Origin of the sequence: Leucobacter ruminantium, assembly GCF_017565705.1 — a bacterium.
GTDB lineage: Bacteria > Actinomycetota > Actinomycetes > Actinomycetales > Microbacteriaceae > Leucobacter > Leucobacter ruminantium.
On the sequence record NZ_JAGDYL010000005.1, the window covers coordinates 92,650 to 104,248 of the forward strand.

General features: G+C 69.1%; 9 protein-coding genes. 6 read left to right on the forward strand and 3 right to left on the reverse strand.

Annotation, left to right across the window (positions count from 1 at the left end):
* Positions 1-109: 109 nt before the first annotated feature.
* The 3 genes from J4H91_RS03800 to J4H91_RS03810 form a co-directional block, all read right to left on the reverse strand.
* Complete coding sequence (locus tag J4H91_RS03800; RefSeq protein WP_208044926.1) at positions 110-1,495, reverse strand: RNA polymerase sigma factor; 1,386 nt, start codon at positions 1,493-1,495, stop codon at positions 110-112.
* A 10-nt stretch (positions 1,496-1,505) separates the two neighbouring features.
* Entirely contained in the window at positions 1,506-1,940 is a 435-nt protein-coding gene (locus J4H91_RS03805; protein ID WP_208044927.1) for a YciI family protein, read from the reverse strand.
* A gap of 215 nt (positions 1,941-2,155) precedes the next feature.
* Entirely contained in the window at positions 2,156-3,553 is a 1,398-nt protein-coding gene (locus J4H91_RS03810; RefSeq protein WP_208045072.1) for a dicarboxylate/amino acid:cation symporter, read from the reverse strand.
* A gap of 364 nt (positions 3,554-3,917) precedes the next feature.
* On the opposite strand from J4H91_RS03810, the gene J4H91_RS03815 reads away from it, so the two are divergent.
* The 6 genes from J4H91_RS03815 to J4H91_RS03840 all read left to right on the forward strand — a co-directional run bounded on the left by J4H91_RS03815 (position 3,918) and on the right by J4H91_RS03840 (position 11,554).
* The gene (locus tag J4H91_RS03815; protein WP_208044928.1) at positions 3,918-4,406 is read left to right on the forward strand and encodes a YajQ family cyclic di-GMP-binding protein; all 489 of its coding nucleotides are present in this window, start codon (positions 3,918-3,920) and stop codon (positions 4,404-4,406) included.
* Positions 4,407-4,461: 55 nt separating this feature from the next.
* On the forward strand, positions 4,462-4,875 hold the full coding sequence (locus J4H91_RS03820; protein WP_208044929.1) for a DUF3151 domain-containing protein: 414 nt from the start codon (positions 4,462-4,464) through the stop codon (positions 4,873-4,875).
* A 42-nt stretch (positions 4,876-4,917) separates the two neighbouring features.
* Positions 4,918-6,204 carry an adenylosuccinate synthase gene (locus tag J4H91_RS03825; protein WP_208044930.1) on the forward strand — a complete coding sequence of 429 codons (1,287 nt, stop codon included), beginning with the start codon at positions 4,918-4,920 and terminating at the stop codon, positions 6,202-6,204.
* A 10-nt stretch (positions 6,205-6,214) separates the two neighbouring features.
* Complete coding sequence (locus tag J4H91_RS03830; protein WP_208044931.1) at positions 6,215-6,520, forward strand: chorismate mutase; 306 nt, start codon at positions 6,215-6,217, stop codon at positions 6,518-6,520.
* A 103-nt stretch (positions 6,521-6,623) separates the two neighbouring features.
* The gene (locus J4H91_RS03835; protein WP_208044932.1) at positions 6,624-7,679 is read left to right on the forward strand and encodes an Rv2578c family radical SAM protein; all 1,056 of its coding nucleotides are present in this window, start codon (positions 6,624-6,626) and stop codon (positions 7,677-7,679) included.
* Positions 7,680-7,900: 221 nt separating this feature from the next.
* Positions 7,901-11,554: a hypothetical protein gene (locus J4H91_RS03840; protein ID WP_208044933.1), complete on the forward strand. Its 3,654-nt coding sequence runs from the start codon at positions 7,901-7,903 to the stop codon at positions 11,552-11,554.
* Positions 11,555-11,599 lie beyond the last annotated feature (45 nt).

Genomic DNA, 11,599 nt, shown 5'->3' on the forward strand with positions numbered 1-11,599 from the left:
GCCTTCGCGCGCGGTGCGCGGAGGGCGGCGGAGAGCATGAGACGATGAGCCATGAGCCCAGTCTTCCAGAATCGGGGCGCCGCGGGAATGCCGGTTCCCCGTCCCCGCCTCACCCCGCGCCGCCCGCCGCTTTCGCCTCGAGCAGTGCACGCTCCCGCTCGTTGCGGGTGAGCGCCGCCGCCTCCGCGAAGGCCAGGCGCGCCTCGGCCTCGCGGCCGGCGCGGCGCAGCAGCTCCGCCCTCGTCGCCTGCAGCAGGTGGTACCCGCGCAGCTCGCCCGAGGCTTCGATCCGGTCGAGGATGGGCAGAGCGGCCTCGGGTCCGTGCGCCATCGCGATCGCGCCGGCTCGGTTCAGCTCGACGACAGGTGAGGGGGCGATGCGGCCCATGGCCTCGTAGAGCACCACGATGCGCTCCCAGTCGGTGTCCTCGATCGAGGCGGCGAGCGCGTGGCACTCGGCGATGGAGGCCTGCAGGGCGTACGGGCCGCGCCCGCGGCCCAGGGCGTCGACCCGCGCGAGTGCCGCGCGTCCTCGCGCGATCGCGGCCCGATCCCAGCGGCTCCGATCCTGCCGATCGAGCTGCACCGGTTCGCCGTCGGCGGTCACCCGCGCCGTGAAGCGCGCCGCCGTGAGCTCCATCAGCGCGAGCAGGCCGAGCGCCTCCGGTTCGCGCGGCGCGAGGCCGACGAGCACCCGCGCGAGCCTCGTCGCCTCACGGGCCAGCTCGGGTCGCATCCACTCGTCGCCCGCGCTCGCGGTGTGCCCCTCGTTGAAGATCAGGTAGAGCACGCCGAGCACCGCCGAGAGACGTTCGGGAAATTCCTCCCGTCCCGGCGTCTCGAACGGCACCCGCGCCGCCGACAGCGTCTTCTTCGCACGCACGATTCGCTGCTGCACAGTCGATGTCGGCACGAGGAACGCCCGCGCGATCTCCTCGCTCGTGAGGCCGCCGACCACGCGCAGCGTGAGCGCCACCCGCGCCTGCTGCGCGAGCACCGGGTGGCAGGCGATGAAGACGAGGCCGAGCACCTCGTCGTCGATGCGGTCGGGGTCCCACGGGGCTGCGGCGCTCGATCCCTCCGCGATGCCGAGCTCCTGCTCGCGCTCCAGATCCCTCGCGATGAGGGCCAGCCGCGCGTCGTAGCGCTCGCTGCGCCGCCAGTGGTCGATCGCCCGGCGTTTCGCAACCGTTGTGAGCCAGGCGGCCGGGTTGCGGGGCACCCCCGTTTCCGGCCACTGCGCGAGGGCGTCTGCCAACGCATCCTGCGCGAGATCCTCGGCGAGTCCGAAGTCGCCGACCGCGCGGGTCAGAGTCGCGACGATCCGCGCCGACTCGATGCGCCAGACCGCGGCGACCTCGCGACGCACGGATGAGGGATCGGGGCGCACGGCCGCGGGGTCGGGCCGCGCGGCCGCGGGGTCGGGAGCCCCGTCCCGGCCCCGCGCCTCCGCGTCACGATCCCGACTCTCCCGGTCGGCGCTCGTGGAGGTCATAGCGCGGTGCCTAGGATCCGGCTTCCGCCGCCTTCGCCTCGGCCTCCGCGATCCACTCCTTCTCCTTCTGCACCCACTCGTTGTCCTCGGGGAACTCGTCGACTCCGTGGATGCGGCGCACCTCGAGCTTGTTGCCCGGGCCGAGCGGGCAGCGCTTGGCCCACTCGGCGGCCTCCTCCTTCGACGACACCTCAATGATCCAGAAGCCGTTGAAGAGCTCCTTCGTCTCGCCGTAGGGGCCGTCGGTGACGAGCGGCGGATCCGCCGAGAAGTCGACGACGAAGCCCTCCTCGGGAGGGGTCAGGCCGTCGCCGCCGGCCATCACGCCGGCCTTGACCATCGACTCGTTGTAGCGGCCCATGGCCTCGATGATCTCCTCGAAGGGGATCTCCTGCGAGGCCTCGAGCGCCTCGTCGGTGGCCCGCATGATGAGCATGTACTTCATGATGTTCTCCGTTTCGGTTGGTGTGCGACCCGGGTCGTCCGTTTCGACCCTGTCACTGAAGACGTCGCATGGGAACCGCGAAGATCGACACGTCCCGAAAAATTTCTCTTCTACGCGAACGCGGAGTCCCGTATCGCAGCTTTCCGGTGAGGGGAAGCTGCGATACGGGACTCCGCGTCGCGCGAGCGGCGGGGTGGAACCCGGGCCCGGACGGATCAGCGGCTGCCCGCGGGCTCCGGATCCTTGATCTCATCGGCCGAGGGGCCAGAGGCCGTGTCATCGGTGAGATCGGCCTCGGTCTCGACATCCGTGTTGTCGAAGGCCTGGCCCTTCCGCGGCGCATTGTAGAGGCTCTCGTCGAGGATCCCTTCGCGCTTCGCGACGATCGCGGGCACGAGCGCCTGGCCCGCGACGTTCACCGCGGTGCGACCCATGTCGATGATCGGGTCGACGGCGAGCAGCAGGCCGACGCCCTCGAGGGGCAGGCCGAGCGTCGACAGCGTCAGCGTGAGCATGACGGTCGCACCGGTGGTGCCCGCTGTCGCGGCAGAGCCGACGACCGAGACGATCACGATGAGCAGGTACTGCACGATCGTGAGATCGATGCCGAAGAACTGGGCGATGAAGATCGCGGCCACGGCCGGGTAGACCGCGGCGCAGCCGTCCATCTTGGTGGTCGCGCCGAGCGGCACCGCGAACGAGGCGTAACCGCGGGGCACTCCCAGGTTGCGCTCGGTGACTCGCTGGGTGAGCGGCAGTGTGCCGATCGACGAGCGGCTCACGAAGCCGAGCTGCACCGCGGGCCACACGCCCGAGAAGTACTGCTTGATCGAGAGGCCGTGGGTCTTGACGAGCACCGGGTAGACCACGAACAGCACGAGGGCGAGGCCGAGGTAGAGCACCGCAACGAACCAGGTGAGGGATCCCATCTTGTTCCAGCCGTACTCGGCGACGGCGTTGCCGATGAGGCCGATCGTGCCGATCGGCGCGACGCGGATGATCCACCACAGCACCTTCTGGATGATCGCGAGCGCCGACTCGGTCAGCTTGATGAACGGCTCGGCCTTCTCCCCGATCTTGAGAGCCGCGATACCGACGGCCGCGGAGATCACGATGATCTGCAGCACGTTGAAGCTCGCGCTCGCGTCGAGCGCTCCGCTCTCGGCGTCGACGCCTCCGCTCACGCCGAGGCCCAGGAAGTTCGCCGGGACGAGGCCGATGAGGAAGTTCCACCAGGTGCCGACGCTGGAGGGGTCCTCCGGCTTGAGCTCGGTCTGCGACGCGGCGGATCCGGGCTGGAAGAGCACGCCGAGTGCGATGCCGATGGTCACGGAGATGAGCGCGGTGATCGCGAACCACAGCAGGGTCTGGCCGGCGAGGCGGGCCGCGTTGGTCACCTTGCGGAGACCGACGATGCTCGACACGATGGCCGTGAAGATGAGGGGCACGACCGCGGCGCGCAGCAGCTTGACGTAGCTGTCGCCGATGGTGGCCAGGGTTGCGTGGAGGCCGTTCGGGTTGCCCTCGGCGTCGGGGCCGAGCTGCATTGCGATCCCTCCGAGCACGAGGCCGAGCACGAGGGCCGCGAGGATCTGCCACCCGAAGGAGGTCATCCAGCGGGGGAGGCGGCGCCGCGCGGGGGCAGCCGTGGTGGTTGACACGTCGATAATTCCTTTCATTGCCGATGCACGAGGTGATGCATGGGCGTGGGGCGACGGTCCGACGGCGCGGGGCAGCGCTTGCGCCCCGTACCGCGGGGCCGCAATGCGCCCGAGCCATCGACGAGTGTAACAACTATTCGTCGAAGTTATTTCACACATTGCATTCTGTTTCATCTCGACAGGGATCCGCCTGGCTCGGCCCCTCACTCTCAAGGGGGCGCATTCGGGGGTTTCCGGGGTGCTGAAACCCCCGAACGCGACCCCTTGAGGGTCGGAGCGAAGGCGCGCCGCCGCGCCCGCCGGTTAGACTGGCCGCATGGCTGATTCTTCGTTTGACGTGGTGAGCAAGGTCGACTCGATGGAGGTCGAGAACGCGGTCAACCAGGCCCGCAAGGAGGTCGAGCAGCGCTACGACTTCAAGGGCGTGGGCGCCGACGTGTCGCTGTCGGGTGAGAGCATCCTCATCAAGGCCAACACCGAGGAGCGCGCGAAGGCCGTGCTCGACGTGCTGCAGTCGAAGTTCATCAAGCGCGGACTCTCGCTCAAGGCGCTCGACAGCGGCGAGCCCTACGCGAGCGGCAAGGAGTACCGCATCGAGTCGAAGCTCAAGGAGGGCATCGACCAGGCGACCGCGAAGAAGCTGAACAAGCTCATCCGCGACGAGGGCCCGAAGAGCGTGAAGTCGCAGATCCAGGGCGATGAGCTGCGCGTCTCCTCGAAGAGCCGCGACGACCTGCAGGAGACGATCGCGCTGCTCAAGGGCGCCGATGTCGATGTGGCCCTGCAGTTCGTGAACTTCCGCTAGCGGCGTTCGCGGCGCTTCCGAAAGGGATCCGCCCCGCCGCAATAGACTGGTCGCCATGATCGGCGAGAACCTGCTCGGCCCCGAGCCCACCCTCCTGTCCGAAGAGCCCGAGGTGGCGGCCGCGCTCGCCGCCGGGCGCGATCCCGAGAGCGTGGTGCGCGAGCACCCCGAGTCGCCCGCGGCTTGGGCGGCGCTGGCCGACCGGGCCGACGCCGAGGGTCGGGAGATCGAGGCCTACGCCTTCGCCCGGGTCGGCTACCATCGCGGTCTCGACGCGCTGCGCAAGGCCGGCTGGCGCGGTGCCGGACCGGTGCCCTGGTCGCACGAGCCCAACCGCGGCGTGCTGCGCGCGCTCTACGCGCTGCGCAGGGCCGCCGTGTCGATCGGCGAGCAGACGGAGGTGGAGCGCCTCACCGAGTTCCTGACCGGGGCCGATCCCTCGGCCATCGCCGCGATCGAGGCCCGGTAGACTGGGCCGGTATCTGCCACAGCTGCAAAGGAAGGGGCTGCAATGCCCGCAGTGCTCATCACCGGCGCCCAGTGGGGCGACGAAGGGAAGGGACGAGCGACCGATCTGCTCGGCAGCCGCGTCGAGTACGTGGTCAAGTTCAACGGCGGCAACAACGCGGGCCACACGGTCGTGGTCGGCGATGAGAAGTACGCGCTGCACCTGCTCCCCTCCGGCATCCTGACCCCCGGCGTCGTGCCCGTGATCGGCAACGGCGTCGTGGTCGACCTGGGCGTGCTGAAGCAGGAGCTCGACGCCCTGTCGAGCCGCGGCGTCGACGTGTCGAAGCTCAAGGTCAGCGCCAACGCGCACGTCATCACGGCCTACCACCGCACTCTCGACAAGGTCACGGAGCGCTTCCTCGGCAAGCGGCAGATCGGCACGACGGGGCGAGGGATCGGCCCGGCCTACGCCGACAAGATCAACCGCGTCGGCATCCGCATCCAGGATCTGTTCGACGAGAGCATCCTGCGTCAGAAGGTCGAGGCGGCGCTCGAGTTCAAGAACCAGGTGCTCGTCAAGATCTACAATCGTCGGGCCATCGAGCCCGACGAGGTGATCGACGATCTGCTGAGCTTCCGCGAGATGCTCGAGCCGATGGTGTGCGACACGGGGCTGCTGCTGCACGAGGCGATGGAGGCCGGCAAGACGGTGCTCTTCGAGGCCGGCCAGGCCACGATGCTCGACATCGATCACGGCACCTATCCCTTCGTCACGTCGTCGAACGCGACCGCGGGCGGTGCCTCGACGGGTTCCGGGCTGCCCCCGCACCAGCTCGACCGCATCATCTCGGTGGTCAAGGCCTACACGACGCGCGTCGGCGCCGGGCCGTTCCCGACCGAGCTGTTCGACGAGTCGGGCGAGCACCTCGCGCAGGTGGGGCACGAGTTCGGCACCACCACGGGTCGCCCCCGCCGATGCGGTTGGTACGACGCCCCGATCGCGCGCTATGCGGCGCGCATCAACGGCGTCACCGACTTCGTGCTCACCAAGCTCGACGTGCTGTCGGGGCTCGAGACGATCCCGGTCTGCGTCGCCTACGACGTGAACGGCGTGCGGCACGACGAGATGCCCGTCAACCAGAGCGACTTCCATCACGCGAAGCCGATCTACGAGGAGTTCCCCGGCTGGTCCGAAGACATCTCGGGCGCGCGCCGCTTCGAAGACCTGCCGAAGAACGCCCAGGACTACATCCTCGCCCTCGAAGCCATGAGCGGCGCCCGCATCTCCGCGATCGGCGTCGGCCCCGAGCGCGAGCAGGTCGTCGTGCGCCACGATCTGCTCGACTGAGGCGGCCGACATGAGCGAACTCGTTCCGCAGCAGCGCCTCGAGCAGCTGCGCTCCAGCATCGACAACATCGACGCGGCGCTGATCCACATGCTCGCGGAGCGCTTCAGGTGCACGCAGGAGGTCGGCAGGCTGAAGGCAGAGCACGATATGCCGGCCTCGGATCCGGCGCGCGAGGCGCGGCAGACCGCCCGCCTGCGCGCGTTGGCCGAGGAGGCCCACCTCGATCCCGAGTTCGCCGAGAAGTGGTTCAACTTCGTCGTCGCCGAGGTGATCCACCACCACACCGAGATCGCGGCGGGGGCGAGCGAGGCCTGAGCGGCGGTCGCCGAGCTCGCCGTGGGATGCGACGCGAGGGATCTGCCGTGCGCCGAGGTGGAAGCGACTGGACATTCATTCGAACATATGTTCGAATGAATGCGTGAGGTGGAGCGGGCAGGAAGTGGGTGCCGAGAGCGCGGATAACGCGCTGCCCGGGCTCGGAATCTCCGAGCTCGCCGCCATGCCGGGGCACCTTCGCAGCGTGCGCTCGCCGGAGTTCGCCGGACTCGTCTTCCACGAGGTCATCGCGAAGAGCGCGCTGAACCGTGTGCCGGGGCAGTCGTCGATGCCGTTCTCCTGGACCATCAACCCCTATCGCGGATGCTCTCATGCATGTGTGTACTGCTTCGCCCGCGGCTCGCACCGGTATCTCGATCTCGACGCAGGCCGCGACTTCGACTCGCAGATCGTCGTGAAGGTCAACGTCGCCGAGGTGCTCGGCCGGGAGCTCGCGCGCCCGTCGTGGCAGCGCGATACCGTCGCACTCGGCACCAACACCGATCCCTACCAGCGGGCGGAGGGCAGGTATCGGCTCATGCCGGGCGTGATCGAAGCCCTCGCCCGGGCCTCGACGCCGCTGTCGATCCTCACGAAGGGAACCCTGCTGCGGCGCGATCTGCCGGTGCTCGCCGAGGCCGCGAAGCGGGCGCCGGTCGAGCTGGCCATGTCGATCGCGGTGAGGGATCACGAACTGCAGCAGTCGATCGAGCCCGGAACGCCCACGACCCGGGCGAGGCTGGCGACGATCGCCGCGGCGAGGGACGCCGGCTTCGAACCCGATGTATTCCTCATGCCGGTGCTGCCCTACCTCACCGACTCTGTCGCACACCTCGACCCGCTGCTGCGAGACATCCGCGACGCGGGCGCGCGCTCCGTGATGTACGGGCCGCTGCACCTGCGCGCGCACGTGAAGCCGTGGTTCTTCGAGTGGCTCAAGGGCGAGCACCCCGAACTGCTGCCGCGGTACCGGGCGCTCTACCGCGGCAGCTCCAGCCGAGCCGCACAGGCCTACCGGATGGAACTCGCCGCCCGCATCCGCCCGCTCATCAGGCGATACGGCCTCGAATGGGGCGGCGCGCGGCGCGCGGTAGCGCCGCCCGCCAGTGAAACCGTCGCGGCTGCGGCGCCGGGGGATCCCTCGCCCACACTCTTCTGAGCAGAACGCCGGGACCGGGCGGGCCGATCGGCACCGCAGAGCGACATGGGTGGGATCTTCGCTCGGAACGGGTGGGATTTGCCGTCCCCGGCTCCTCATCGTCGTCTCCCGATGGTTTTGTGTACCTTCGGGCCTTGCTGCGACTCTCGGGGGAGAGGAGCGCCGAGGCCGGAGGGACTGGCGTGCCGACGCGCGCCGAGACAAGCAGAGGGGGAACTCTGATGACATTCGGTTCGAGGAGCGGGGGTGCGCGCCGACCCGGCTTCGGCAGGCGCATCCTCGCCGTGATATCGGCGCTCGCGCTGGGGCTCGGCGCCCTGGTCGCGGGGGCCACTGCGGCTCAGGCGGCGACGCCCGGCCTGAAGACGGTGCTGCTCTACCAGGGCAACCCGGTGACCGAGGGGCAGGTGATTCCCGAGGGTGCACAGCTCACGCTGCGCGTGCAGTACAGCAACTCGGAGGCGCCGATCGCGGGCACCTCCCACACCGTCGAGCTCGGAAGCAATGTGACGCTCGGCGCACCGCCAGCAGGGGCCACCGGCGTCTCGAACTTCATGGCGAACGGCAACGCGGTGACCTTCACCTTCGCGGACCCCTGGCCCGCCGGTGTCAACCAGGGCGTGTTCGACCTGAACTTCACCGTCAACGGCGTCGACCAGACCACGCTCGAAGACATCGAATTCAAGCTGAACGACGAATCCACGACGGTCAATGTCGTCGTTCGCAACGACGGCGACTCGCAGGAGAACGTCACCGAGGGCGTCGCCAAGTCTCGCGTCAGCCCGGGCAACCTCAACGGCTTCGTGCAGCGTGATGCGAACGGCAACTACACGGGGATCAGCCCGAGCATCATCGGCACACCGATCAACTACCGGCTGACGGTGAACGTGCCCAAGGGCGAGACGCTGAACGATTACCGCATCGCGGATCAGCTGCCCGCGTACCTGAACTACGTGGACGGCTCTTTCACCTCGAGCCTGCGCACCTGGGACGAGAACGGCTGGAACCGGACGGACACGCCGCTGTCCGGTGCCACGACCCCTGCCGCATTCAACCCGACGGTGAACGCCGCCGAGCGCTCCTTCACCGGCACGATGGACCTCGTCGGCCCCGCCGTGCTCACGATCGACTACCGTGCGACGGTGGCGAACGAGGCCGACCGGGTGGCGCTCGAGGAGGCGCTGCGCGCGAAGTACGAAGAGCGCAACGGTGCGGCGGGCAACTACACGCTGAACCTCGACAACACGGCGACCTTCGGCCCCGACGACACCCGCAAGCGCGACGCGCGCATCTCGATCACCGGCAATACCCCCGGCCCCTGCATCGTTGGCTGCGGCGGCACCACGGGCTTCGGGAAGGGCGTCGACTGGGACGCGCCCAGCTATGAGCGCGAGTTCATCACCGCCGAGGACGGCACGATCGTCAACGCGGCGGGCGCCCCCGAGCCCGCGGACCTGACCTACAGCTTCCGTGCGAACCTGACCGGCTTCGATGGGCGCACCCCGAACTACGAGCTCAATCGCAACGTGGTGCTCGTGGACACGCTGCCCGCGAACGCGGCCGTCACCTGGAACACCGGGGCGGCACCGTTCATCGCGGTCACCGAGGGTACCCTCCCGCTGACCGCGGGCGGCGCCTGCACGGCGGATCAGGCCGACTTCGGCACCAACACGACCGCAGGCACCTACTGCGTCAGCGCAGACGGCAAGACGCTGATGGTCAACCTCGGCCAGAGCAATCAGACCAACGTGCTGATCGCGGCCAAGGCGAGTCTGACCTCGCTGGCCGGGTTGGCCCAGAACGGCGAGACCCCGATCCAGGGTGCGACGCGCTACATCCTGCCGAACCGGGCGAACTTCTACGTCAACGGCAACCGGTACGACTCCGATCGTCCCGTCTACCCGATCGAGCTGCCCGCCGAGCGCGAGCAGGGCCTCAACGACCGCACCGCCTTCCTGAAGGCAGGGCCGGGCGAGGTCGTCGAGGTCGAGCCGGGCGAGACCGCGAAGGTCCCCTACACCTTCACGATCAACCCGGCGCGCACGGGCGTGGCCGCCGCCGACAGCCGCATCGTCGACGTCATCGACCACGACGTCTTCGACATGTCGGAGGCCTCCGACGTCGAGCTGCAGGTCGCCACCATCGGCGGCACGGACGTCACCCAGCACATCTCGATGACGTTGAACGACGACGGCAATCTCGTCATCCAGTTCACCGAGGCGGGCAAGGCCGCAGTCGCGAACCTGACCGGCAACCTCGTGATCCGCATCGGGCTGACCACGTGGGCGCTCGACGGCAAGGAGACGTTGGATCTGCACAACCGCGCCACGCTCTACGGCACCGGCGAGAACCCCGAGTACTGGTCGGAAGACGACCAGGAGGCCACGTCGTACGGCGACGAGGCCGAGGTGCGGAAGTTCATCTACGACCGCGGCCAGGCCGACTGGACGCCGACGCTGCGCGCCGCAGCCGACGCCGACGGCAACCTGGTGCAGGAGCGCTACGTCTACCGCGTCGACGTCATCGCCCGCGGCAGCTTCGGCGGGGTGCAGATCATCGACGTCGTCGACGAGCTGCCGGGCGCCGTGGAGTTCGTCGGCTTCGTGACCGAGGCCAACGCCCCGACCGCCGCAGACCCCGCGGACGGCCCGGTCGACATCGGCAACGGGCTGAACGCGAGCTACGCGAACGGCGAGGTGACGATCCATCAGGCCTCGGGCACCTTCCCCGAGGGCGGCCGTTCGTCGGTCTACTTCGCCGTGGACGTCACCGACGGCAAGCTGCCGATCGTGAACGCGATCGGCGATGTCGAGGCGACGATCGTGCCGGTCGGACCGGCGTCGGTCGACATCGAGAAGTGGACGACCGAGGAGAACAGCCCCGGCCCGCAGTACGACGAGGAGACCGGCGCCCTGCTGAACGACGGCTACCTCGGCGATTTCGATGTCGCTCCCGGCAAGGGGCTGAAGGCCGGCTCGCCGCAGCAGATCAACTTCACCGTCTCGAACGACGGCCCCGATGATCTGCGCGACGTCACGGTCAGCGACCGCACCGTCTCGGGCGCCGCGATCGAGGATCTCGTCTGCACCTTCCCCGACGGAACGACGGGCACGCCCGACGCCGACGGCAAGGTCGTCTGGGCCGGCGGCATCCTGCTGCCGGGCGTGCAGTTCAGCTGCACCGGCACCCTGCCCGCGCTCGAGTCGGGTCAGGCCCACTCCGATACCGCTCGTGTCGACGCAGTCGGCGTGGTGACCGGCCTCGAGGTGAACGATGAGGACGACTGGAACGGCTACGTCCCGGTGCCGAGCATCGACATCGAGAAGTGGACCGACGAGGGCGAGGAGCCCGAGTACGACGAGACGGGCAAGCTGCTGAACGACGGCTTCGAGGGCGACTTCGACGAGGCGCCGGGCAAGAAGCTGTCGGCCGGCAAGGAGCAGCAGATCCGTTTCACCGTCTCGAACGACGGCGGCGAGGATCTGGTCGGCATCGTCATCAGCGACAAGCTGATCGGCGGCAAGGGCGAGGTCGAGAACCTCGTCTGCACCTTCCCCGATGAGTCGAAGGGCCTCGAATGGGACGGCCCCTTCGCGGTGGGCGAGCAGTTCGAGTGCACGGGCACGCTGCCCGCACTCGGCGACAGCGCGACCCATGCCGACCGTGTGACGGTCGACGGCGTGGGCGCGGTGTCCGGTGTCGCGGTGAACGACGCCGACGAGTGGCACGGCACCACCCCGAAGCCCGTGCTGACGGTCGCCGGCCTGGCGGTCACCGGTGGCCAGCTCGGCGGCATCATCGCGGCGGCGCTCCTGCTGCTCGGCCTCGGCGGCGCGGCGATCGTGCTGCAGCGTCGACGGGCGCAGCAGGCGTAGCCCGCTGAGACACTGAAGGCCCGGTTCGGATGATCTCCGAGCCGG